20 protein-coding genes are annotated in these 23,171 nt (G+C 61.7%); 9 read left to right on the plus strand and 11 right to left on the minus strand.

The window, feature by feature from the left end; all coding sequences use genetic code 11:
• Positions 1-19: 19 nt before the first annotated feature.
• From EOB49_RS05600 to EOB49_RS05620, 5 genes are all read right to left on the minus strand, one after another.
• The gene (locus EOB49_RS05600; protein ID WP_127267657.1) at positions 20-1,351 is read right to left on the minus strand and encodes a UDP-glucose/GDP-mannose dehydrogenase family protein; all 1,332 of its coding nucleotides are present in this window, start codon (positions 1,349-1,351) and stop codon (positions 20-22) included.
• Between the two features lie 67 nt (positions 1,352-1,418).
• Positions 1,419-2,276 carry a family 16 glycosylhydrolase gene (locus EOB49_RS05605; protein ID WP_127380406.1) on the minus strand — a complete coding sequence of 286 codons (858 nt, stop codon included), beginning with the start codon at positions 2,274-2,276 and terminating at the stop codon, positions 1,419-1,421.
• 149 nt (positions 2,277-2,425) lie between these two features.
• Positions 2,426-2,821, minus strand: coding sequence for a hypothetical protein (locus EOB49_RS05610; protein ID WP_127380407.1), 396 nt, complete (start codon positions 2,819-2,821; stop codon positions 2,426-2,428).
• Positions 2,822-3,111: 290 nt separating this feature from the next.
• Positions 3,112-4,134, minus strand: coding sequence for a glycosyltransferase (locus EOB49_RS05615; protein WP_127380408.1), 1,023 nt, complete (start codon positions 4,132-4,134; stop codon positions 3,112-3,114).
• 95 nt (positions 4,135-4,229) lie between these two features.
• The gene (locus EOB49_RS05620) at positions 4,230-5,360 is read right to left on the minus strand and encodes a nucleotidyltransferase family protein (protein ID WP_127267622.1); all 1,131 of its coding nucleotides are present in this window, start codon (positions 5,358-5,360) and stop codon (positions 4,230-4,232) included.
• Positions 5,361-5,874: 514 nt separating this feature from the next.
• Here EOB49_RS05620 and EOB49_RS05625 point away from each other — a divergent pair.
• The 6 genes from EOB49_RS05625 (at position 5,875) to EOB49_RS05650 (ending at position 11,781) form a co-directional block, all read left to right on the plus strand.
• Positions 5,875-6,027, plus strand: coding sequence for a lasso peptide (locus EOB49_RS05625; protein WP_013891488.1), 153 nt, complete (start codon positions 5,875-5,877; stop codon positions 6,025-6,027).
• Between the two features lie 137 nt (positions 6,028-6,164).
• Positions 6,165-6,479 (plus strand): PqqD family protein, encoded by a 315-nt coding sequence (locus EOB49_RS05630; RefSeq protein ID WP_127380409.1) that lies wholly within the window; start codon positions 6,165-6,167, stop codon positions 6,477-6,479.
• On the plus strand, positions 6,463-7,026 hold the full coding sequence (locus EOB49_RS05635; protein ID WP_127380410.1) for a lasso peptide biosynthesis B2 protein: 564 nt from the start codon (positions 6,463-6,465) through the stop codon (positions 7,024-7,026). Before EOB49_RS05630 ends, EOB49_RS05635 begins: the two co-directional genes overlap by 17 nt.
• Positions 7,023-8,945, plus strand: coding sequence for a lasso peptide isopeptide bond-forming cyclase (locus tag EOB49_RS05640; RefSeq protein WP_127380411.1), 1,923 nt, complete (start codon positions 7,023-7,025; stop codon positions 8,943-8,945). Before EOB49_RS05635 ends, EOB49_RS05640 begins: the two co-directional genes overlap by 4 nt.
• Entirely contained in the window at positions 8,942-9,928 is a 987-nt protein-coding gene (locus EOB49_RS05645) for a serine kinase (RefSeq protein WP_127321374.1), read from the plus strand. Before EOB49_RS05640 ends, EOB49_RS05645 begins: the two co-directional genes overlap by 4 nt.
• A gap of 8 nt (positions 9,929-9,936) precedes the next feature.
• Positions 9,937-11,781 carry an ABC transporter ATP-binding protein gene (locus EOB49_RS05650; protein WP_127380412.1) on the plus strand — a complete coding sequence of 615 codons (1,845 nt, stop codon included), beginning with the start codon at positions 9,937-9,939 and terminating at the stop codon, positions 11,779-11,781.
• 97 nt (positions 11,782-11,878) lie between these two features.
• Here EOB49_RS05650 and EOB49_RS05655 read toward each other — a convergent pair whose 3' ends face one another.
• Positions 11,879-12,154, minus strand: a complete 276-nt coding sequence (locus EOB49_RS05655) for a hypothetical protein (protein WP_023811582.1) — start codon at positions 12,152-12,154, stop codon at positions 11,879-11,881.
• Between the two features lie 601 nt (positions 12,155-12,755).
• Between EOB49_RS05655 and EOB49_RS05660 the strand changes: the two genes are divergently transcribed.
• Together EOB49_RS05660 and EOB49_RS05665 are read left to right on the plus strand one after the other, a co-directional pair.
• Positions 12,756-13,433: a sugar transferase gene (locus tag EOB49_RS05660; protein WP_023811581.1), complete on the plus strand. Its 678-nt coding sequence runs from the start codon at positions 12,756-12,758 to the stop codon at positions 13,431-13,433.
• A 100-nt stretch (positions 13,434-13,533) separates the two neighbouring features.
• On the plus strand, positions 13,534-14,799 hold the full coding sequence (locus EOB49_RS05665; RefSeq protein WP_164761652.1) for a polysaccharide biosynthesis/export family protein: 1,266 nt from the start codon (positions 13,534-13,536) through the stop codon (positions 14,797-14,799).
• A 191-nt stretch (positions 14,800-14,990) separates the two neighbouring features.
• Here the strand turns inward: EOB49_RS05665 and EOB49_RS05670 are convergent, their stop codons facing one another.
• The 5 genes from EOB49_RS05670 to EOB49_RS05690 form a co-directional block, all read right to left on the minus strand.
• Entirely contained in the window at positions 14,991-16,304 is a 1,314-nt protein-coding gene (locus EOB49_RS05670) for an O-antigen ligase (RefSeq protein ID WP_127380413.1), read from the minus strand.
• Positions 16,305-16,479: 175 nt separating this feature from the next.
• The gene (locus EOB49_RS05675; protein WP_127380414.1) at positions 16,480-17,307 is read right to left on the minus strand and encodes an SDR family NAD(P)-dependent oxidoreductase; all 828 of its coding nucleotides are present in this window, start codon (positions 17,305-17,307) and stop codon (positions 16,480-16,482) included.
• An 88-nt stretch (positions 17,308-17,395) separates the two neighbouring features.
• Positions 17,396-17,890, minus strand: a complete 495-nt coding sequence (locus EOB49_RS05680; protein WP_127328812.1) for an acetone carboxylase subunit gamma — start codon at positions 17,888-17,890, stop codon at positions 17,396-17,398.
• Positions 17,887-20,091, minus strand: coding sequence for a hydantoinase B/oxoprolinase family protein (locus tag EOB49_RS05685; RefSeq protein ID WP_127380415.1), 2,205 nt, complete (start codon positions 20,089-20,091; stop codon positions 17,887-17,889). Before EOB49_RS05685 ends, EOB49_RS05680 begins: the two co-directional genes overlap by 4 nt.
• A gap of 13 nt (positions 20,092-20,104) precedes the next feature.
• Positions 20,105-22,264, minus strand: coding sequence for a hydantoinase/oxoprolinase family protein (locus tag EOB49_RS05690; protein ID WP_127380416.1), 2,160 nt, complete (start codon positions 22,262-22,264; stop codon positions 20,105-20,107).
• A gap of 112 nt (positions 22,265-22,376) precedes the next feature.
• Between EOB49_RS05690 and EOB49_RS05695 the strand changes: the two genes are divergently transcribed.
• Positions 22,377-23,156: a LuxR C-terminal-related transcriptional regulator gene (locus tag EOB49_RS05695; protein WP_127319711.1), complete on the plus strand. Its 780-nt coding sequence runs from the start codon at positions 22,377-22,379 to the stop codon at positions 23,154-23,156.
• The last annotated feature ends 15 nt before the right edge of the window (positions 23,157-23,171 follow it).

Genomic DNA, 23,171 nt, shown 5'->3' on the forward strand with positions numbered 1-23,171 from the left:
CGTCTGCCAGGGCCTGGTCTCATGCCGCCATTCTGCCGATCGAGTGATATTCGATGCCGTGGCGCGCGATGACCTTGGGGTCATAGAGGTTGCGGCCGTCGAAGATGACCGGCGTAATCAGCGCATCCTTCACCGCGTCGAAGGACGGCGCGCGAAAGCTCTTCCATTCCGTGGCGATCAGCAGCGCATCGGCACCGCGCAGCGCCGCCTCCTTGGTGCCGCACAGAAGCAGGTCGTCGCGCAGCCCGTAGATGGCCTGGCATTCCTGCATCGCCTCGGGATCATAGGCCTGCACATTGGCGCCGGCCTTCCAGAGCGCTTCCATCAGGACGCGCGCCGGCGCCTCACGCATGTCGTCGGTGTTGGGCTTGAAGGCCAAGCCCCAGAGCGCAAAGGTCTTGCCTTTGAGGTTGCCCTTGAAATAGCGGTCCACCTTGTCGAAGAGAACCGATTTCTGTGCGTTGTTGCGCTCCTCGACGGCGCGCAGCAGCTTGGCGTCGAATTTGACGCCTTCGGCGGTCTTGATCAGCGCCCGCACGTCCTTGGGGAAGCACGAACCGCCATAACCCAGACCCGGATAGATGAAATGGTAGCCGATGCGGGGATCGCTGCCGATGCCCTTGCGGACCTCCTCGATGTCGGCGCCGAGCTGTTCGGCCAAATTGGCCATCTCGTTCATGAAGCTGATCTTGGTCGCCAGCATACAGTTGGCGGCATATTTGGTGAATTCGGCGCTGCGCACGTCCATCACGATCATCTTCTCGTGGTTGCGGTTGAACGGCGCGTAGAGTTCGCGCATCACAGCCTCGGTGTCCTCGCTGTCGGTGCCGACGATGATGCGGTCCGGCTTCATGCAATCGGCGACCGCGGACCCCTCCTTGAGGAACTCGGGATTCGAAGCGACATCGAAAGCCAGGTCCTCGCGGCCTCTTTTCTTCAACGTGTCGGCAATCCTGGCCTTCACCTTTTCGCAGGTGCCGACCGGCACCGTAGACTTGCCGACGACGATCTTGGGTTTGTCCATTTCGCGGCCGATGGTCTCTGCGACGGCCAGCACATATTTGAGATCGGCCGAGCCGTCCTCGCCCGGCGGCGTGCCGACCGCGATCATTTGGATCTCGCCATGCCTGACAGCGGCGGCGGCATCGGTGGTGAACTTGATGCGGCCGGCAGCATGGTTTTCCTTAACGAGGTTTTCCAAACCGGGCTCGAAAATGGGAACCAGGCCCTGGTTGAGCCGCTCGACCTTGGCGGCGTCGATGTCGACGCACACCACCTGGTGCCCGACTTCGGCAAGGACCGCAGCCTGCACGAGGCCGACATAGCCAATTCCAAACACCGTCAAATTCATTCGGTTTTATTCCCATGCAAGGCAGCGGACCGTTTTCGGTCCCGCCGGTTCAAATCGACTTTCCCAACTACTTTACACTGCATGCCAGCGATTCCGGAAATTGACAGGGTTCGCCGAGCGCCGTGAAGGCAACCCGCTCGATCTGCAGGGAAAGCTTGCGGCCCGGATCCGCGAACGCTCCCATCCAACCCTTCATCGTATCGCTGCCCCAAAAGCTGAAGAATATCTTCTGTGCATGGCTGGGCAGCTTCGCCGGGTCGGTAATCGTGTTCACCAGTTGGCCGTTGACGTACCATCGCAAGCTGTCCTTCTGCCAGACGAAGGCGTAGTCGTTGAAGGCGTTCTCCGTGCCGCCAGGCACGTCGACCAGCTTCTCGTTCTTGCCCTTGCCCGCGATATAGGCATTGACCTGCACCTTGGAGGTGTCCTTGGTCAGCACCTCGAAGTCGATCTCGTCCCAGGGCTGCTTGTCGCTGGGACCGATATAGGTGAAGAACGCCGCGTTTAGGCCGGAGCCGGTATCGGTCTTCAGCCGTGCCTCATAGGTGCCGTAGCCGAATCGCTGCTTGGTCTGGATCTCGCCGCAGACGTAGTCGCGATCCTTCAGCGTCTGCTTTTCGAAGCCGAGCGCCAGCACATTATTCGACAGTTCGACCATGCCTTTCGACCAGGTGCAATTCTGATGGCTGCCGTTGTTCCAGCCGTCGGAAACATACCAGCGCGCACGATCGAAGCTTTTGAAATCATCGACGAAGGACGGCGATGTCGAAATGTCCTGGGCGTAGGAAGGGGTTGCCAGGAAACCGCCGAGAGCAGCCAGCAGCAACGCACCGAGCGACCCCAGCCGCCGCCAGGCGGCCTGTCCGGTCCGATATGCGAGAGGCGGCGCGTCAATTGCCGTCGTAGGTTTCGGATTCGAATTCATATCAAACTCACCTTTGCGCTGTGTGTCCCCAACCCAAAGTCGACGTTCGAACCGCTCCTGAACGGGCCAACCTTGACCTCCCCTGTGACCCTCTCGATTGCTTCCCGCCTTGCATCAAATCTGTTGCAACAGTTCCGAACCTTCACGTTTCAACCTCTGCCGGCGCCTGCCGGCCAGGCGAATTCCGCCGAGGCGGCCGAATCGGCGTCCTCGTCGAAGACCATATCCAGCGAATGACGGAGCTCTTTCATCATGCCGTCCTGGCGCGACAGCGCTGCAATGCGGCGTTCGCAATTCAGGATCGACTGTGTCAGTGCGCTGACTTCCGAAGACCGCTTGTCGGACGCTGAGCCGTTTTCCATGGCTTCGACCAGGAAGGCGGCGTTGGTCGACGTTGTCCGGTAGCGATTCTCAAGCCCGATTCTCTCGGCCTCGATCTCGGCCGCAATCTGTTCGAACAGCTTTGCCAGACGATCAAGACGTGAAACATCGGCCTGCCGGTCGCGGGCCGGATCCCTTGATCTGAAACCGAATATCGAGGCCATGAACTCAGATTCCTGTCATCGCCGGCTTGTGGGCCGGGCTTCTGGCCGATCCCCGCAGCCGGGGCTCAAAAACTCGCCTTGCATTGTCCTGCTCCTCTGAAGGAGAGACATCGGACCAATCCGATCGGGGGCCAGTTCGGCTGGTCGTCCAATATGCTGCACCGCAACATAGACTGCCATCGTCGGAGCCGCGAGGCAACCACCCAATTCGTAAACTCATAAATCCAGCCGAAATGGTTTGCGTGATGACGTGTCGCGAGCGGACAAACCGCAGGCCTCGGGCCTCGCTCTCAGCGTTCCTTGCCCATGCTGGTTCCAGCCATCAGAAAGCGCCGCGGCGGCACAGGCTTTTGGCTGGACATAAGGCCGACGCGACGAAACAGCGCCTCGAGCTTGTCGGAAGCCACGCCCTGGACGATGGGGACGAGGTTGGACAGGCTGGCGAAAGCGTAAGCCGCGGCCGATGCCAGCCCCCGCTCGGCCTTGACATCAAGGAAATTGCGCAGCCGATATTTGTCGCGCACGTGCCGTTCATGCCGCCGCAGCACCGCCTTCGAGCCTTCCGGCAGACTGTCGATCGCCAGCAGCGCCAGGTCCGCATCGGCCAAACGCTTCAGGTCCTGGGTCTTGTGGCGGCCGCTCAAAGAATCGGCACGGACGACGGCGCCGTAGCCGCAGGAGCGAATGACCTTGAACCGCGCCCCGCATGCGACTGCGCGGGCGTAGAGTTCATAGTCCTCGCCCAGCCGCAGGCTCTCGTCGTAGCTCAACCCGTGGCGGTCGAGGAAGGCACGGCTTATCACCGGCTTCAAAAAGCCCAGTTCGCCCCTCTGCACGCGGCGCCTGGAGATGTTGCCTTCGACGAAGCGCTCGAAGTCGAGGAATTCCGGATCGGCGGCAAATTGCGGCGCAACGATTTTCGTCGCGTCGCCCGTCGCATCATCCCTGATCAGCATGATGTTGTCGGCCGCGAAGTCCCAATCGGCGCCGGCAAACAGGTTGCGAAACCGGCCTTCGAGGAAGAAATCGTCGGCATCAAGAATGCTGATGAACGGCGATTTCGAGCCGGCGATCGCTGCGTTGCGGGCAAAGGAAGGGCCGCGATTGACATCGAGGCGCATCACGGAGAGCCGCCCGCTGCCATCATCGGCGGATCGTGCGACATCGGCGGTGCGGTCGGTAGAGGCATCATCGACAACGACGACCTCCGCCACTTCCGGTTCGCGCAACGCGGATGCGATCGCGACGGCGATTGTCGCTGCCGCGTTTTTTGCCGCGATGATCACGCAGACCTCGGATTTCGTCATCGACATGGATTTGCCTCTCGTACAGGTAATATCGATTTGCCCTCGCCCCGTACTCCTTCGATTCCCTACAGAATTGCCATCAGCACCCAATTTGCCTTCATTCAGCGACTCCCCGGCCGCTCGAAGATGCGGCGGCTGATATCGGCGGACGCCGCCCAGCCGGCTTCGGCCAGATAGCGGACCGGCGCGCGGCCGCACAGTTCCCACAGCACCGTTCGCCGCTGTGGCCACCGCAGCGACGGCAGCCATGGGGCGATGACCATGCTGAGCAGATCCTCATTGCCGATGCGCGACAGGATCCTGGTCGCGCGCTGCGACAGCAGCGTGCCAGCGCCGCCGAGTAGCACATCGGCGGCGCGCAGGCCAAGCAGCAGCGTGTCGTCCAAACCTTGCACGGTTGCGGCATCGAGCAAACGCTGCTGATCCCCCTCGTCGAGGCGGGCGGCGCTGGCACCGATATCACAGACGTAGCCCGCGCAGGGTTCCCGGTTGAAAAGTGCCTTGGCGACGCTGATGCAGGACAAAAGCAAAGTATCGGCCACCGAGGTGAACGGCACCGTCGCACCGGCGATTTCGACCTGTCGCTTGCGCCGCAGAAACCCGTCCGCGTCGCGCGGGCTTGGCGAGCCGGGCTGCTGGAGGCGGTAATGGAGATCTACCGTGGACGACCTCGGCCCGTCGTCCCGGGTCATGTGCTGTTCGCCGAGGAAGCGGACCCACCAGACGGAGTTCGACTTGCCTGATACCTCATAACCGATCTGGCGAAGCGCATCACGCGCCCTGAAAAATCCGAGCGGCGAAACCAGGATGTCGACATCGCCGGACGGCTTCATGAAGTGGTCGTCGTAGAGAAGCTGCTGCTGGAATGGACCCTTCAGAAAAACAAAATCGATCTCGCTGGCGCGCAGCACATCATGGACCGCCATGGAATCCATGATGCAGGACGCGTTCATCGAAACCGTCCTCCTGCGGTAGGTGTCGAGCCATCGGAAAAGCTCAGGCGGCCTCTCAAGCGCGGGTGCGCGCGAAAGGGCCTTGAGGACAAAGGTGGCGACCTTGTTCAGCCTGGCGATGTCGGCAATTTTGGCACCGTCCAGATCACGCATCGAAATGTCGCCCGCGCCGGCGTGCGGCCCGGCAAAATACAATCGCAGGCAGGCCTGCACGTAGGCCACCTCGTCGGCACAGCCGGCGGCGCGCAATCGTTCGTATGAGCCGTCAGGCAAGGCCATTTAGCGCACAATCTCCCAAGAAAGCGGTTTGCGCGAACACTTATGCTGCATGTGCGAAGCAAACATCACCAAAAACCACGATGCCGTAAAGCCTTTCCTTTTGCAGTGCGAATTTTTGCAACCGAAGCGCCTATCGAGATCGCGTCGTAAAGAAGTGAGAACCGCGGCTGAAATATCCTTGCCAGGTCTTTTAGCCGATCCCCGGCCGAATTTTCCAAACAGAAAATTCTTTCCATTAGCGAAGCCTAAAAATAAGCACAAAGCAAACGACTTATGCAAGCAAAATCATATGCTTAAAGAATCAGCACAGGCGCCGCCATCATGCCCAAGGAATCGGCTAAAAAGTGACAAGTTTTAGGCATGGCCGCTCATGTCCTGACGCCAGCAACGTAATTGATTAACGGAAAGTAAAACAGTCTTGACTCATAAATGCTGCCGTGCAGCTATTGCATTGCAGCATAAAAGTGCTGACGGCACTCGACAGGCCGTTTCCAGTCCTAAATCGGAGAGTAAAATGGAACAGAATGTTGAAAAGCATGAATACGAGACACCAAGCCTGACGGTTCATGGTTCGATTGAGACCATCACCCAGGGTGGCGGCGGCAACACGGCGATTGACGCATCGTTCCCCGCGCACACGCCGATCGGCGACCTGACGTTCTCCTGAGACTTATAGCCGTTTCCAGAGTGACATTTTGGGACTCTGGATTCAAAAGCAGACGTAAGAGGGGTCGGGGGGCCAGCCTCCCGACTTCTCCTGCGCCAACCGGAGATGTCGAAGCGTTTTGTCAGTGAGGTGCGGGGATGAACGGGAAGCTATCCGACCATGATCTGGCCGACCACGATAGCATGAGTGCGACCAAGGATGCCGTGGCTTGCGAGTTCGGTGATGGCTTGGCGCTGCTCAATCTCAGATCCAATGTCTACTACAGCCTGAATGGCGTCGGCGCCTTCATCTGGGATTTGATCCAGGAGCCCCGGTTGATCGGCGACATCCGCAGCGCCGTGCTTGCGCGCTATAATGTCGACCCGGTGCGCTGCCAGGCCGATGTCGACGCATTGCTGAAGGGCCTGACCGATAATGGGCTTGCGAGACGGCATCATGAGGCACTTGTCTAAGCCGGCCCAGCACAAGGCGCTGGTTTCGCAGGCCATAGTTCCGCGGGCCCTGGTTTCGCGGGCCACGGCCTTACGGCAGGAACCCGCGAGGGAAACAGGCTTCAAGCAGTCGAAGCGCGGCGGAAGCCGGCACGGGCTGTTCAGGATTTTCTCCCTGAGCGGCTCGGAAATGATCTTCCTTGGCCATTGCCTGCTGGTGGTGGCGACAGTTCGGCTGGGGCTGACGCTGCTGTCCTACAATCGTGTACGCAGCCTGGTGACGCGCCTAGACGCGCGGCAGTGCGCTTCAATGGGCGAACTGCGGCGTGTCGCCTGGGGCGTTGCCGCCGCGGCCCGTTTCGTCCCTTACGCTACGTGCCTGACCCAGGCGCTCTCCGGCCAGTATATTCTCGCCCGCCAAGGCAATGAATCGACGATACGCATCGGCATCGAACGTGGTACGGGCGAGCAGTTGAAAGCACATGCCTGGCTGGTCAGCGACAACCATATCGTGCTTGGCGGATCGATCGACGGCTTCGCCCATCTCGTCGACCACGGCAGCCGATGAGCGGCGTCGCCGGAATCCTGCTGCGCGGAGCACACGCACCGGCGGTCGCGGCGGCAGACATTCAGCAAATGCTGGCGCGCATGCGCCATCGCGGTCCTGACGGCAGTTCTTGGTGGCTGGACACCAGCATCGCCCTTGGCCACGCCTGGCTCAACACATCGGATGAGGTCGGCCCAGGCCCTTTGACGATGGCTGGCGGCCGGCTCGCCATAACCGCCGATTGCCGGCTGGACAACCGTGACGAGTTGCTGGCCAGGCTCGGTATCCGCGACCAGTCGGTGGCCGACGCGATCGTGCTGATGCGGGCCTATCTGCGTTGGGGCGAAGCCTGTCCGGAGCATCTCCAAGGCGATTTCGCGTTCGCCATCTGGGATGACGAGCGGCAATCGCTGTTTTGCGCGCGCGATCATTTTGGCGTCAAGCCGTTCTACTACCACGCGGCGGACCGGCGTTTTGCCTTCGCGTCCGAGATCGGGCCGATCCTGGGCGTCGAAGGTATCCGCGCACGTGTCAGCGAGCGCCAGATCTCCGGCTTCCTGGCCGGGCTTCCCGACGACCCGCAGTCGACCCCCTACAGCGATATATTCAGCCTGCCGGCCCGCCACAGCCTGACCGTCACCGCGCAACAGGTGATGTTGCGTCGATACTGGCAGATCGAGCCGTCGGCGCGGCCCTTGCGGTCGGATGCATCGGAGGAATTCGCCCATCTGTTCTCGCAATCGGTGCGCAACCGCATGCGAGGGACCTCGGCAGTCGGCGCAATGCTGAGCGGCGGCCTCGATTCCTCATCTATCGCCTGTGTCGCCGGCCTGCAGAATGCCGCTGCGCGCAAGCCGAAGCTGCCGACCTTCTCGCTGGTTTTCGAGAAGGGCTCGCCGATGGACGAGCGGCCCTTCATCGATGCCGTTCTCGACCAGCAGAGGGTCGACGCGACACTGATCCCGGTCGGCAACTATGCCCCATTCGCCGAATTCGAACGCGTGCTGGAGGAACAGGAAGGAACGTTCCTGGCGCCGGGCCTGACGCTCACCCGCGGTGTCTACCGGACTGCCGGCGCCAAGGGCATCAAGGTGCTGCTGGACGGCCATGGCGGCGACGAGGTCGTTTCCCAAGGCCATGGTCACCTGCACGAGCTTGCGAATGGCGGCCGATGGATGGATCTGTGGCGCGAGGTCCGCAGCGCCTCCAATACCTATGGCGACAGCACGCTTGGCCTTTATCTCCAGTTCCTGACCCTCTACGGGCCGGCCTGGCGCATCGCCAAGCTGAGGCATCTGGCCAACCGTGCCCTGAACAGGATCCGCAAGCCCGCGCACGTGCAGCGCGCACGAAGCTGGCGCGACCTGATCAATCCGGACCTTGCCAAGCGCACCGAGCTTGTCGACCGGTTTCACCGGGCCGGCTATATGCCGCCCGGCGTTCAGGCCAGCGACGCCTTGAGCCATCGCTGGATCCTGTCGAACGGCTATGTCCCGCATGCTTTCAAGGTTCTCGACAAGGCCGCCGCCAATTTCGGCGTCGAGCCGCGATACCCATTCTGGGACAAGCCGCTGGTCGAGTTCTGCCTGGCATTGCCGGGCGAGGAGAAGCTGAGCCACGGCTTTGGTCGCTATGTGCTGCGTCGCGCCATGCAAGGCGTATTGCCGGAGGCGGTGCAGTGGCGACGCGACAAGATCGACTTCACCGCCAATCTCGTCAACGGCATGCTGCGCAATCATCGCGACCTCCTGGAACAGCTGCTGGTCTCGGATGCAGGCCGCATCGCGCCTTATGTCAATCTGCCGCAAGTGAGTGCTGCCTATGCGCGACTGCTGCGCCAGCCCGATCAGGCAGCCCCCCTGGATGTCCAGTATGTCTGGCGCTCGGCCTCGCTGTCGCTCTGGCTGCGGCAACTCCAGCACGGCGGGAGCCCCACGTGATGCCGCGCAACGAGCCGATGGCCGCATACAGTGATAATCCCCGTCCGCATGGCCGGGCCATGCGAGAACGCCGCTTCTACCGCGCCTATGGTCTGACCATCGCGTCGGAGGTGATGTTGCCCGAACTGCAGCCGGCGCCGCCCGGGGCGGCGGATGTCGTGATCGCCGTCGGCGCGATCGACCTGCCAAAGCCGGCGCCCGAAGCCGCGACCGACTTTCGCTTCGAGGCGGACCGGCAATATCTGGCCTGGCATGCCGTGGGCGCGTTCCTGATCACCGATTCCAACCGTATCGACATTGAACCGGCGCCCGGCGTCGACGACGCGCTGCTGGCGTTTCCGCTGCTCGGCCCGGTCATGGCGCTGCTCTTGCACCGGCGCGGCCTGCTTGTCCTGCATGCCAGCGCCATCGCCGCCGCCGGCACGAGCGCCATCTTCATGGGTGACAAGGGTGCCGGCAAGTCGACGACCGCAAGTGCGATGATCCGGGCCGGGCATCGACTGCTTACCGATGACGTGGTGGCGCTGGACCTCGCCAATCCGAGTGAGCCAATGACCGTTCCGGGCTTTCCGCAGATCAAGCTGGCGGCCGACGCCGCGGCGGCGATCTCGCTCGGGGAAGCGGAAGTGCGGCCGCAAGTGCATCCGGCGATCGACAAGATGCAGCATCGCCTGAACGGTGACTTTTCGGGCGACAAGGTGCCGGCGACCAGGATCTATATCCTCGAGCGCGGCGAAAGGGCTGGCATCACGCCCTTGCCCGCCATTGCCGCCCTGCCGGCCATCATCAAATTCTCCTATGTGACGCGCTTCGGCCGCGCGGCCCTCCCCGACGACTTCGCGGCGGCGCATCTTCAGCAATGTTCATGGATTGCTAACCATATCGGCGTGTACCGGCTGGAAGTCCCGACGGGCCTGGACAGGATCGGCGAAGCCGTGGAGCTGATCGAAAAGGATCTGTCGGCTGGCAACCGGCGGTCGTGAGCGCAACCATGTCGAAGCCCCCAATCCTTCGCCTGTCGCTGTTTCGAGAAATTGCCGCATTCGGCGCGGCCATTGCCCGGATCGGCGGCCGGCGAACATGGACGGCGCTTTTCTTCCTCATCCTCGGCAGCCTGACCGAGGGCATCTCCATCCTGCTGCTCATCCCGCTGCTGCATCTGGTCGGACGCGCCGACCAGGATTTCGCTGTTCGGCTGCCCAACAATGATTTCGTGCGCTGGCTGGTGCCTAACGGCACGCTGCAGCTGACGACTGTGCTTTGCGCGCTGGTCGGGCTGGTTGCAGCGCAGGCGGCGTTCAATCGCTTCAAGTCGGTCTACATGGCCAAATTGCTGTTCGATTTCGTCAACCGCGTTCGCATGAACCTGTTCGAAAGCATCGGCAAGGCGCGCTGGGGCGTTTTTACCCGCATGCGCAGTTCCGACCTCGATCATGCCCTGACCGGCGACATCGACCGCGTCCAGGGCGCGGCGTTCTCACTGCTGATGCTGGTGCAGATCGCCGTTCTTCTGGCTGGCTATCTCCTGGTTTCCATGTTCATCTCGCCGGTCATGACGCTGTTTGCCGTCGTCATCGGCATGCTGATGTTCGTGGCGCTGCAGCCCTTCCGGACACGGGCCACTGCCTTCGGCCGTGTGCTGACCGCCAATCGACAGGATCAGTACCGGACGGTCTCGGAATTTCTCGGCGGCATCAAGGTGGCCAAGAGCCTGAACGTCGAGGACAGCTATTTCGCGCAGCTGCGGTCGACGCTTGAGAAGATGAAGGCCGACAACATCGACTATGTGCGCAACAGCACCATCGGCACCGCGGTATTCCAAGTGGCGAGCGTGGTGGGCCTGAGCCTGTTCATCTATGTGGCTTTGGTTCGCTTCAACCTGTCGCTGGCCGAGATCGTCGTCCTGCTCCTGGTCTTCATGCGCATCGCGCCGCGCTTCATGGACATGCAGACGCAAGCCCAGCAAGTGCTGATCAACCTGCCCGCCTTTACGGCAATGCGCAGCCTGCAGGCACGTTTCGATGCCGACCGCGAACCAGGCCATACCGAGTTCGCCGACGCCGGGACACTCTCCCTCAATACGGGATTGAATATTCGCGGTGTCTCCTTCGCCTATGGAGATGCTGGCGACAAGGTGGTGGTGAGCGGCATCACCTTCGGCCTGCCGGCCGGCAAGGTCACCGCCCTGATCGGCCCGTCCGGATCGGGCAAGAGCACGATCGCCGATATGCTGCTTGGCCTGCTGGAGCCCACCACCGGCATGATGCTTGTCGACGGCGTCGAGATCGATGCCAGCAATCGCCGTCGCTGGCGCGACCAAGTGGCCTATGTGCCGCAGGACGTGTTCCTCCTGCACGACACGATCGCGGCGAACCTGCGCCTTGCCGCGCCACGGGCCAGCGATGGCGACCTGTGGGCCGCGCTGCATCAGGCGCACGCCGGCGAGTTTGTCGAACGGCTCGACCTCAGGCTCGAGACGGTGGTCGGCGATCGCGGCGTGCGGCTCTCGGGCGGCGAACGCCAGCGCATCGCGCTCGCGCGCGCGCTGCTGCGCAAGCCGTCACTGCTCATCCTGGACGAGGCGACCAGCGCGCTCGACTGGCAGAACCAGTCGCTGATCGCCAGGTCGATCGACGGATTGCGCGGCACGATGACGATCCTGACCATCGCGCACCGGCCGTCGATGATTGCCTTCGCCGACTGGGTGGTGGCGATGGAAAACGGCCATATCGTCGAGGTCGGCCAATATCAGCGGCTGAAGGAAAAAACCGGCAGCCGGTTGTCGAGGATGCTGTCGGGGGAACAGTCAGAGGGCGAACCCGCCGATGTCGCGTGAGCCGGCGACCAAGTCGCGCCGAAACGGATTCACGCGGCGCCTAGTCTCTTGTTTCGAAGCATGCCTACAAACCGGGGGCAGGTTTGAGCAATCTGCATCAATGCAGGCCGCGCCTGGCACCGCCCAGCTTCTCGCTTTCGGCGACCTCTGGTGCGTTCAGTTTGCGCTCGGCGTCACGGGCTATGTCGGCAGGCGTCGGCGCGCTCCTGGCGATCATGGTGTAGATGAGCACGAAATAGCCGGCCTGAATGATCACGGCGCAGATGATGACGCGCACCAATATCGTGCCTATCGACGCTCCGCCCAGCCAGGACCAGCCGACGACGATCGCCAGAGCGAAAATCATCCCGAGGATGAATTTTGGAAGTGCCATACCCAACAGCCCATAAACCGGCTCGGGTATTATCACGATTGCCCCACCCGAGCGCCGTCCCTTGTCATGTGGGCTTGTTAAGGTCGCCCACTCTCGACCGGTTGCTTCCGGCCTTTTCCACCTGTCGTCACCGTGACAGGTATAATTTGCAATTCTATTAAGGCGAGCAATAGGCGGCAAGGGCAACTTCGGATATTTTTGATCGAGCTTTTGCGATCGACTCTGCCATGCTGCAATGCACGCAACGGGAGCTAAGCCGATCTCCTCTCCTCGGCATTTTCCAGTAAGATAGACAATATTAAGTAGTATTTTATACGGTTTTCACCAAGCATCAGGGCATGATAAAGCACTAATTTTCAGCTTGCCTTGGCAAATAGGTAGGTCCGCCTAAAAACCGCCCCACAAAAGCCTCTATTTTTTCGGCCGTGCCCATTTATTGTCACAAATGTGCTAAATACGCCGAAATTTGTGCATGACAAGCTTATTATTTAGTCAATTCATGACGTGACTATTTCAATGGGGTGGTAAATTGTGTGTTGCGCTGCAACATTTTTTTGGTATCGTGCGCTGAACCATTCGTTCAACGCATGGAGTTTACGGCATGAGGGACGTTGCCAAGTCGGCCACGGCGAGCTTTTCGCAGGCTGACATCGATTTTCCGCCACCGATCGGCGGCTTGCTCAAACGCAGCTTCGATATCGCCGGTTCACTGATTGGACTGATCGCACTCAGCCCGCTGTTTGTCATGATAGCGCTGCTGGTCAAGTTTTCCGACGGCGGCTCGATTTTCTACGGTCACAGGCGAATTGGACGCGGCGGGCGGATTTTTCCTTGCCTGAAGTTCCGCACCATGGTTCCGGACGGCGACAGGGTATTGGCAACCTATCTCGCCACCAACCCGGACGCCAACGCGGAATGGATCGCCACCCGCAAGCTGAAGAACGATCCGCGCGTTACCCGTGTCGGAGCTGTGCTGAGGAAACTCAGCCTCGACGAGCTGCCGCAGATCATCAACATCCTGCAGGGCGACATGAGCCTTGTCGGCCCTCGTCCGGTCGTGCGCGACGAGCTGGAGATCTATGGCACGTCCGCCGTCTATTACCTGAAATCCCGCCCGGGCCTGACCGGCCTGTGGCAAGTCAGCGGCCGCAACGATGTGTCCTATGACAGCCGCGTCGCCTTCGATCGCCACTATGTCGAGAACTGGTCGCTGTTCGAGGACGTTCGCATCATCATCAAGACCGTCCCGGCCGTCTGGATGTCGCGTGGTTCTTACTGACCGGCCGGTGGCCAATGCCAGACATTGGCATCGGCCATTCGACGCAAGCTCATCGGGCGATGGGGCTATAGCGGATCGGAACGTTGAGTTGAAAACAGATTTGTTCGAAGCCTTTCGCAGCGGCCCGGATTCCGGCCGGCTGCGGCGGGCGCGTTTGCTGGCCACATGCCTTGCCATGGCGCTCGTCGTCCCGCACATCGCCGCCGCCGGCGACTATCGCCTCGGCTCGCAAGACAAGCTCACCATCCGCGTCGCCGAATGGCAGACAGTCGAAGGCACATTTCGTGATTGGTCGGCGGTGAATGGCGAGTACACGGTCGGTCCATCCGGTACGCTGTCGGTGCCGTTCGCCGGCGAGTTGCCGGCATCCGGCAAGACCACGTCCGAAATCGCAGCAGCGATCGGCGAGGCTCTGCAGAAAAAGCTCGCTTTGTCGGACAGACCGGAAGCCTCGGTCGAAATGGCGCAGTTCAGGCCATTCTACATTTCGGGCGAAGTCCAGAACCCAGGCCAATTTCCTTATGTCCCGGACCTGACGGTGTTGAAGGCAATCAGCGTCGCCGGCGGCATCAGGCGCAACGCCGACTACGGCCCCCAGCTCGGCAAGGACCTGGTCACCGCCAAGGGCATGTTCGACATCTCCGACGACCAGCGCATTCGACTGATCGTCAGGCGCGCCCGCATCGATGCGGATATGGCCGGCAAAGCGAGTTTCGACGTGCCGAAGGAGGTCGAGGGCGATCCGAGACTGCCGGCCATCGTGGCGGACGAGATGACGATTCTGACGGCCGACCAAAAGGCGCTGAAGCTGAAACTCGAGGCGCTCGACGACCTGAAGGGGGTTTTGGAATCTGAAATCGAGTCGCTGCAGAAGAAGATCGTCAATCAGCAGCAGCAGGTCGACTTGGCGCAGCAGCAACTCGCCAGCATCGGTCCGCTGGCGCAAAAAGGCCTGATCGCCAATGCCCGACTGCTGGATTCGCGCCAGTCCGTGGCCGACCTGCAGGGCAAGATCCTGGACTACGAAACCGCCATCCTCACCGCCAAGCAGGCGATCAGCAAGGCGAAGCAGGATGCTATCGATGCCCAGAACACCTTGAGTTCAAGTCTCGCCACTGACCGGCAGCAGACCGAGGCCGACCTGAACGAGGCCGCGTTGAAGGTGAACATGCAGAAAGGCCTGATAGCCCAGGCCAGCGATCCCGCGATGGCGGCCGCTATGACAAATGATCAGCAGCCGACCCTGCTCTATTCACTGGTGCGCAATGTCGACGGCAAGACCACCGAAATAGCCGCCAAGGAAGAAACCCCGGTGCTGCCTGGCGATGTGATCAAGATCAAGCTGGCGCCGCTGGCCAGCCAATAGACCGACTTCCAACACGATCCAGTGTTTCGAGCCAGAGCCTCACCCGACAAATCGGGACGAGGCTCTGGCTCAGTTGTTTGAACATCTCCCTGCGGAAACCATAATAGCCGTCTCGGGATCGAGGCTTCCCGTCCGAGCACATGCTTGCTCAAAAAAGGAAGGCCGCTCCCTTCAGCCCGCGAGATGATAGTTTATGAGGGACCGGCGCCCGCCGGATGGCCGGCATACCGAGGCCAGTCAGTCTCGCCCCCGGCCGCGTCAGCCGGCTCCAGAGCCGGTGACCGCCGCCTGCGGGTAACGGGCAGCCGCGCCAGCTTGAAGAAGCTGAAATACATCAGGAAAGAACCCATGATGTAGGGGTTGAGTATCTCGACCTCGACGAAGGAGCGGATCAGCAGCAGCACCATCACGCCGAAAAGGATCACCGAGTCCGCCTGCCATGCCTTGAAGATAACCGCCGAGACGTGGCCGTAGAGCGTGCGCAGCATGATCAGCGACACCAGCGTCGCTCCGACGAAGCCGAGTTCGACGAGGGCCTCGATATAGGTGTTGTGGAAGTGGAAGCCGGTGCGGGTGGTGATGTAGAATTCGTTCCACAGCCGCTCGGCTTCAGCGAAGCCCTGCACCCAATAGGCGGCATAGCCGACGCCGAGAATCGGCGATTTCTGGACCGTGTTCCAGCCTTGCTCCCACAGATAGGTTCGCCCGGTGAGCGTCGAATCCTTGCCGAAGAGGCCGAGGACGAAGTCCATCAGCCCGAGATTCAAGGCGACGAAGGCCGTCACGACCAGCAGGCCGGCGCCGATCAGGAAGATGACCCGGCGATAGCGGCGTGACAGAAGTTTGCTCATCGCAAGAAGCGCCACCAGCGCCAGCACCGCGGGTATCGACGCCATCGAGGTGGCGGAATGCGAAGCGACCAGCACATAGGCCGACAGCAGCACGACGGGCACCGCCAGGATGAAGCTGAGCCGGCCGCGCCTGTAGAAGGCAAGGAAGACAACGCAGAAATAGATGCCGAGCGAGCCGACAAAGCCGATCTGATTCTTGGAGGCGAAGGCGCCGACGAAGTTCACGGTGCCGTCGAGGACATCCTCGGAATAGTTCCCGACCTTCAGCGAATAGAGAAGGACGACGAATATTCCGATCAGCGCCCCTATGGTCAGCGTGCGCACGCTGACGATGCGCGCAGCTACGTAGGCGCAAGCAATATGGGAAAAATACTGGACCGACGTCCTTGCGGTGACGCCGGGAGCCTGTGACCAGAAAACCGAGAAGCAGATATAGGCCGCAAACAGCAGCGGCAGCCAGGCGCTGGACAGATGCCGCAGAAACCGCCGGTAGTCGACCAGGATGAGCGGAAGCCAGACCGCATAATAGGCCAGGATCAAGATTTGGCCGAAGATGACCGAATAAGAAAACGCCCAGATCGAAACGGCTACGGCAAAGGCGCCATAGACCGAATTCTTCTCGGGATCGATAAGCAGGGACTTTGGAATCTTCATCTCAGGGTTCCGCCCAGGGCCGGCAAGCCATGAGCCGGCCGGAATCTTCGCAAATATGGGCGTGCAATAAACGGCGTCTCCATTGTGCAGTGCAATATAACCTATTGCGCCCGGCGCTCAATGGCAAATCCGGTCACCTTGTCTTACAGCGAGGCATCTGCGGAGAGATCAGCCGCTACCAAAGCGCTCCGCCGGTGATCTGGATGTTCTCCATGGTTATGCCCTTGGCAAGATCCGAGCACAGGAAGACCGCCAGACCGGCAATCTCCTGCGGCTGCAGCATGCGCTGCTGTGGGTTGCCCCTGGCGATCTCGGCCATCGCTTCCTCAGCGGTGCGCCCCTTGCCTTCGCGCTCGACGACCTGCGCCACATTGCGGCGCATCAGTTCGGTCTCGACCCAGGTCGGGCTGATCATGACGCAGGTGACGCCATGCGCTGCCCCCTCCAGCGCCACGCAGCGTGTGAGGCCGAGAAGCCCCGCTTTGGACGCGCAGTAGGCTGGGTTGTCCTTCCAGCCGACCGAGGCGGCGGTTGAGCCGATGTTGACGATGCGGCCCCAGCCGCGTTCGATCATGCCCGGCAGTACCGCACGCGTGACGCGGAAGGCGCCGGTCAGGTTGGTGTCGACAATCTTTTCCCACAACGCATCGGAATGGCCGCAGACCGGCTGCTCCGCGGTCGTCCCAGCGGCATTGACCAGGATATCGGCGGGGCCGATGGCCGCCTCGGCGTCAGTTGCGAACCGATTGGCGACGTCGCTGTCGCGAACGTCAAGGTGTGCGGCGTGAACCCTCGTTCCGTGGACGGCAAGAGCCGCACGCACGCGCTCGATCTCGTCCGCGCCGGGATAATAGGCGGCATCGGACCTGTCGGCGCCGGCCGGCGCGATGTAGGAGCCGACGGCGACATTGGCGCCGGCTTCAGCCAAAGCCGTGGCAATGGCGAAGCCCATGCCCGAGAACCCACCGGTAACGATGGCGCTTCGGCCGGAAAGGTTGTTCATGGCGCACGATCTCCGCTTCGTTCCGGGCAGGCAATCAGGCCTGACCGGATTTGGCAATCACACCGGCGCAGCCTCCATCGCCAGCGTTTCATGTTTGCTGGAGCGGTTTGCCTAGCCATTCGCGATAGAAGCCTTCGAGGTCGGGCTCGAAATCGTGGACGATGGGATAGCCAGGTGCCGCCGCTTCCACTTCGTGCAGCGTGCCGCATTGCGGACAGATGAATTCGCGGATCTCCATCCATTCGGGATCGGGGAGATCGCTGTTGGGATAGATTTCGCGCAAAGCCCCCTCGGTGTTGCGGACGTTGATCGCAGCCTTCAGCTTCCAGTTCTTGCGATAGTCGCCGAAGGAGTGGCCGCATTCGCAGCGGGTAATGCGCTCATCGCCGCTCTGGCAGATGAACAGATGGTCCGAGACCGGCAGCAGGATCGGATCTTTCCAGGCGACACGATCCTGATAGACGGCAACCATCTTGAAGAAACGGTCATCGTCCTTGTAGGCACTCATGATCCGCCTTGTCTGTGGCCAGGGCAGCTTGCCTGCGGCCAGATCGCCCAGGACTTCCTTGCTATACGAGGTCATGGCTTTGCTCCCGGCATGAAGATCGATCTGGCATCGACGTTCCAGAACTCGCTGAATTCGCTGGTGAAGCGCGGCGACAGCTTGATCGCGCTGGCGTACATTTTCTTCACCTCGGGGGCGAAATCGGCCTTTTCGACACGACCACGCTCCTTGGCGATCCAATCCACCACAGGGACCGCCTTGGCCAGACGCTCCTTGCGCATGGCGGCGCGGCGCTCGACCGTGGCGTCGATATCGGCGATGGGATAGCCGTCTTCATCGTCCTTCAGCACAATGCCGAAAACCTGGTCCGCCGCTTGCCGGGTGAGAAAGCCGTTCTCGACATCCCAGGCGGTCTTGATCGGATCGCGCTCCAGTACGTCGCCGTAACCACCGCCGCCATTGTAGGAATGGCTGAAGATGTCGCCGGATTTGTGCGGCGCGGTGATGTAGGGGCCCTCGACCACGACATGGTCGCCACCAATGTTCCGCTCGTAGTCGGAGACATGCGGATCGATGCCGGGCGCATGCGCCAGCGGTTCGCCTTTTGCCGCAAGTTCGTGAATGTCTGAGTTGCGCACGGCGCGATGCTTCTGGCAGGTCGGCGCCGGATAACCGCCGCACATGCCGCCATTGTCGAACACGCGCGAAGAATGTTCGGAGGTGTGGAGCCGCAGATGCGACGTCTTGTTGATCAGCCAGGTCGAGACGAAGGAACAGCCGCCGCGATATTTGCCGGCACCGCCGGAGTTGGGCACGATCGAGCGGCCGATATAGACCATCGGCATCGACTGTTCCCAGACCTCGATGTTGCCCATGTCGGATTCCGGGTTCCAGCCGACATAGGCGGTGTCGAGACCATCCTTGATGGCGAGCGCGCCGGAGCCGGCGGCGGCGCATTCAAAATGGGCCATGCCGAACGGCGTGCCGTACTGGCTCTCGCCACCCATTTCGATCATCGGGCTGTTGACCTGACCGACGAAGGCCTCCTCGACGAAGCCGCGCGCGACAAAACTGCGCGACAAAAGCCGCTGGAAGACGCCATATGCTGGCAGCAGCAAAGCCCATGAGGTGGCGGTCGCAACCATCTCGTTGTCGGGGTTGGTCCAGGTGCCGTGCGGCAGTTTCAGTTCGGTCGCCATCCAGGCCCCGTCATTGACCAGACCTTCAAAATTCATGTGCTGGGTCAAGGTGACGAACATGCCGCCATCCATGCCGGCCGGCGTGCAGTTCATCGAATGGTAGCCCCAGGGCTGCGTGCCCTCGAAGTCCATGGTGATCTTGCCGTCGGTGGTGATCTCCATCTCGATCGGGATGTTGTAGAGCCAGTCCGGATCGCCGAGCAGCTGGAAGCCGGGTTTGCCTGCGGTGACGTGGCCGTAAAAAGTATGGCCGCGATAGATTCCGGGGACGGTGAGCTGGCGGGTGCGGGCGAGCTGGGCGCGACGGCCCTCCTCGATGAACTCCTTCGACACCTTCATCCAGTAGTCGAGGCCGATCTCGGAGATGAGCTGCTTGACGCTTTCGCGCATATCGATGCAGGAGGCGACCTTGGCCTTCTCGTCCAGCACCCAGTAGATCGGCATGCGCAGATTGCGTTCGCAGCGGATAACGTAGTCGCGGCGGATCTCGTCGTTCTCGCCGATCTTCTCGGCGCAGACGAACAGACCCTCGGTGAAGCGCTCCTGCGCGAGACACACATCACCGCCTGGGGTAATGCCGCCGGCCTCCAGCTCGTGGCAGACGGCGCCGGCCCAGCCGACAAGCGTGCCTTCATGAAAGATAGGCACCACGTCCATCACGTCGGGCACCTGCACGGTGCCTATGAAGGCGTCGTTGTTGGCGAAGATGTCGCCTTCGCGGATGCGCGGGTTGTCCTCGTAGCCGTTTTTGATCATCCATTTGATGAAGCGGCTCATCGTATGGACATGCACCATGATGCCGTTGGAGAGAGCGATGGCGTCGCCCTCGGGCGTGTAGATGGCGACCACCATTTCGCCGACCTCGCGCACGCCGGGCGAGGCCGAGATGCGGCGGGCCATTTCGCGCGCCGAGACGCAATAGGCGCGCAGCTTGGTGTGCAGAGTCTCGAATTTCAGCGGATCCTGGTTGCGCAGCGTGAGTTCCGTGATGCCGTCATAGCAGCCGGTCTCCTCCATCAGCCGCTCGGAATCGAGCAGTCTTTCGCGAAGGCGCAGGGCCGAGGCAGGTTTGTCCAACATGGCGGTCGCCCTCTCAAGCGTGGGTGTAGTGCAGCAGCGTCCATTCATCGACATGGACACGGTCCTGCGGATGAACGACGAGCGTGGTGGCGGGATGTTCGATGATGGCCGGGCCGATGACTTCATGGCCGGGCTGAAGCAGATCCATCTCGTAGAGATTGGCCTTGTGCCAGCGCCCCCCGATATAGGCCTCGCGCACGCCCTTGTGGGCGACTGCCGGATCAGACTTGCCGAGCGGCCGCTTGAGCAGCACCGGCTTGACCTTGTCTGCGGTGGCGATCAGCCCGAGTTCGGTGATGGTGAAGCCGGCTTCGCCATAGCGCGACACGCGATGGTTGACCTTGGCATAGACCGCCTCGAACTCGTCGATAACCCTGCGCATGTCGTCGGCCGAACCGACCTCGGCCAGCGGCGCCATGACCTCGACGTCCTCGAGCTGGCCGGTGTAGCGCATCATCAGGAACGGCACGGTCCTGATCTTCTCCCTGGTATGGCCGTCGGCGATCATTTCGTCGACGGCGGCCCTGGTCAGGTCGTTCCAGACCGTCGTGACCTTGGCGCCGAAGGCGGCCAGCGTAGCCTCGTCGGCGCGTGACGGGATGTCGTGCTGGGTGGAGACGGAATGACGCCGCATGAAATCGGCCGTGGTGCAGCCGAAGGCGGAGAAGGCGGCCGCGAACTGGAAGGTGATGATGTCCTTGAAGCCGATGCCCCTGGAGCAGCCGGCCAGATGCAAAGGTCCCGAGCCGCCATAGGACAGCAGCGTGAATTCGGAGGGATGGATGCCTTGCCCGGAAATGACCCGGCGCAGCGCGTTGTTGGCATCGGACTCCAGCATGTCGATCATGCCTTCCGCGGCTTCCTCGACACCAACGCCGAGCACGCTGGAGCACTTTTCCTCGAAGGCGCGGCGCGCCTTTTCGACCTGCAGCACGACCTTGCCGCCTAGGAAATAGTGTGGGTTGAGGCGGCCGAGGATGGCGTCGCAATCGGCGATGGTCGGCTCGGTGCCACCGCGATCGAAGCAGATCGGACCGGGATCCGAGCCGGCGCTTTCCGGCCCAAGCGAGACCTTCTTGGTCAGGGGATCGACCTTGAGGATCATGCCGGCGCCGGCGCCGATCGTGTCGAGATGCAGCGTCGGCACGTTGAGCTTGAAACGGTCCATCAGCGGCTCGTTCTCGATCCGCGTCTGGCCGCGTGTGATGACGCCCATGTCGAAGGAGGTACCGCCCATGTCCGAGCAGATCAGCGAGTCGTTCCCGATCAGCTTGCCGACATAGGCAGCGCCCAGAATGCCGCCGATCGGGCCGGAGATCATGGTTTCATGCAGGCGCGGGTGGTTGATCGAGGTCAGGCCGCCGAAGGAGAGCAGCGTCTGCACGCCATACTTGAAGCCGTATTTCTTCGAGACGTCCTCTATACCCCTAAGCTGCTTGCGGCCGCGCGAGGTGGCGTAGGCCTCGATCAGCACCGAATTCAGCCGCGACTGCTCGCGGATGACCGGGCGGACCTCATGGCTGGTGTAGACGATGATGTCGGCGCCGGCCTTGTCGACCTCCGCGCGGCAGATCTCGGCGATGCGCTTCTCGTGCACCGGATTGACATGCGAGAAGATGGTCATGATGCAGATCGCCTCGACCTTGTCGGCGATCAATTTTTTCGCGGCGATGGAGACCTCGTGTTCGTAGAGCGGCAGCACGATGTCGCCGAACTGGTCGATGCGCTCGGTGACGCCATGCGTGCGGCGGCGCGGCACCAGCGGATCTGGATGGTGATGGGTGACGGCATGCAGCCGGTCGGCATAGGAATAGTCGGCCCAGGCCTGCAGTCCCCGGCCCATCAGGATCATGTCCTCGAGGCCCTTGGTGGTGATCAGGCCGAGCCGGCGGCCGGTGCGCGACAACAGTGTGTTGAGCATGCCGGTGCCGGAATAGAGCACGACGTTGACGCCGGAAAACAATGATTCCAGCGAGATGCCCCAGGCATCCGCCGCGTCCTCGGCAGACGCGAGAAAACCTTCGGCTTCGTTCTTCGGCGTGGTCGCCGACTTGCCGATCTTGAAGTGGCCGTCCTGATCGACAAGGATCGTGTCGGTCATGGTGCCGCCGGCGTCGATACCGATGACGATTGGATTGCCGACGATGGGGCCGGTGAGATTGGGTTGGGTCACGGTCGCCTCGGGATCTGGTCTAGGTTGACGCAAGGCTAGATTCGATGGGCGGCTTCGCGCCATATGCCTAAAGACATAATGACGGCTGAGCTGACATCGCCGAAAAAAGGGCATGCGCATGGGGACCATCTGGGCGCCGCTCGCCAAAGCGATCGCCGCCACCGGCACGGACAGGCATGTCGACTGCCTGATCGACCTGATCGGCGCGGATATCGAGCACGACCTCGTCACGGTGACGCGCTATTCGACGACGCAGACACCCGAATTCATCAAGCACCGACGCTTCTCGGACGAAATGGTCCGGCGCTATCTCGACAATTACTATGTCTTCGACCCGTTCTATGCGTCGTGGCGACGCGAGCGAAGGCTGGGCATCATGCCGCTGAAACGGCTTGCCAACGATGAGGCCAAGCGCGGCCAGTACATAGCCGGCTTCCTGGCGCAGTCGGAGATCTGCGACGAGGTCGGCATCATGCTGGCGGACGGCGGCGACTGGTGCCTCGGCATCTTCCTCGACCGCTCGACCACGCCATTCAAGGACAGCGAGATCGCCCTGCTGGATGAACGGCTGCCGGTGTTCGAGGCGCTGCATGCGCTCGACATCAAGGCGCGCGGAACGGAATTCTCCCGCACGTCAGCGCCGACAGGCCCCGGCGCCTCGCCCCGGCGGGAACCGACCATTCCAGCCAGCCTGTGGCCGGAGCTGTCACTACGCGAGCGGGAATTGGTCCAACTGATCCTCGCCGGTCACCCGACGGCCAACATCGCCGAACGCCTCGTTATCACCGTCGGCACGGTCAAGAACCATCGCCGGCGCATCTACGAGAAGCTCGACATCACCACGGAGCGTGAATTGTTTTTGCAGTTCTTCCAGCATCGGGTCGACCGATAGCCGGGGTTCGGACAG

This window comes from Mesorhizobium sp. M7A.F.Ca.MR.148.00.0.0 (genome assembly GCF_003997735.1).
Lineage (GTDB): Bacteria > Pseudomonadota > Alphaproteobacteria > Rhizobiales > Rhizobiaceae > Mesorhizobium.

Bases quoted from the DNA above. Each gene is read 5' to 3' on its own strand.
- EOB49_RS05600 (WP_127267657.1), bottom strand. From the start codon at position 1,351: ATGAATTTGACGGTGTTTGGAATTGGCTATGTCGGCCTCGTGCAGGCT.
- EOB49_RS05630 (WP_127380409.1), top strand. From the start codon at position 6,165: ATGAACGGGAAGCTATCCGACCATGATCTGGCCGACCACGATAGCATG.
- EOB49_RS05605 (WP_127380406.1), bottom strand. From the start codon at position 2,276: ATGAATTCGAATCCGAAACCTACGACGGCAATTGACGCGCCGCCTCTC.
- EOB49_RS05635 (WP_127380410.1), top strand. From the start codon at position 6,463: ATGAGGCACTTGTCTAAGCCGGCCCAGCACAAGGCGCTGGTTTCGCAG.
- EOB49_RS05615 (WP_127380408.1), bottom strand. From the start codon at position 4,134: ATGTCGATGACGAAATCCGAGGTCTGCGTGATCATCGCGGCAAAAAAC.
- EOB49_RS05695 (WP_127319711.1), top strand. From the start codon at position 22,377: ATGCGCATGGGGACCATCTGGGCGCCGCTCGCCAAAGCGATCGCCGCC.
- EOB49_RS05620 (WP_127267622.1), bottom strand. From the start codon at position 5,360: ATGGCCTTGCCTGACGGCTCATACGAACGATTGCGCGCCGCCGGCTGT.
- EOB49_RS05640 (WP_127380411.1), top strand. From the start codon at position 7,023: ATGAGCGGCGTCGCCGGAATCCTGCTGCGCGGAGCACACGCACCGGCG.
- EOB49_RS05685 (WP_127380415.1), bottom strand. From the start codon at position 20,091: ATGTTGGACAAACCTGCCTCGGCCCTGCGCCTTCGCGAAAGACTGCTC.
- EOB49_RS05625 (WP_013891488.1), top strand. From the start codon at position 5,875: ATGGAACAGAATGTTGAAAAGCATGAATACGAGACACCAAGCCTGACG.
- EOB49_RS05655 (WP_023811582.1), bottom strand. From the start codon at position 12,154: ATGGCACTTCCAAAATTCATCCTCGGGATGATTTTCGCTCTGGCGATC.
- EOB49_RS05680 (WP_127328812.1), bottom strand. From the start codon at position 17,890: ATGACCTCGTATAGCAAGGAAGTCCTGGGCGATCTGGCCGCAGGCAAG.
- EOB49_RS05675 (WP_127380414.1), bottom strand. From the start codon at position 17,307: ATGAACAACCTTTCCGGCCGAAGCGCCATCGTTACCGGTGGGTTCTCG.
- EOB49_RS05610 (WP_127380407.1), bottom strand. From the start codon at position 2,821: ATGGCCTCGATATTCGGTTTCAGATCAAGGGATCCGGCCCGCGACCGG.
- EOB49_RS05650 (WP_127380412.1), top strand. From the start codon at position 9,937: ATGTCGAAGCCCCCAATCCTTCGCCTGTCGCTGTTTCGAGAAATTGCC.
- EOB49_RS05670 (WP_127380413.1), bottom strand. From the start codon at position 16,304: ATGAAGATTCCAAAGTCCCTGCTTATCGATCCCGAGAAGAATTCGGTC.
- EOB49_RS05660 (WP_023811581.1), top strand. From the start codon at position 12,756: ATGAGGGACGTTGCCAAGTCGGCCACGGCGAGCTTTTCGCAGGCTGAC.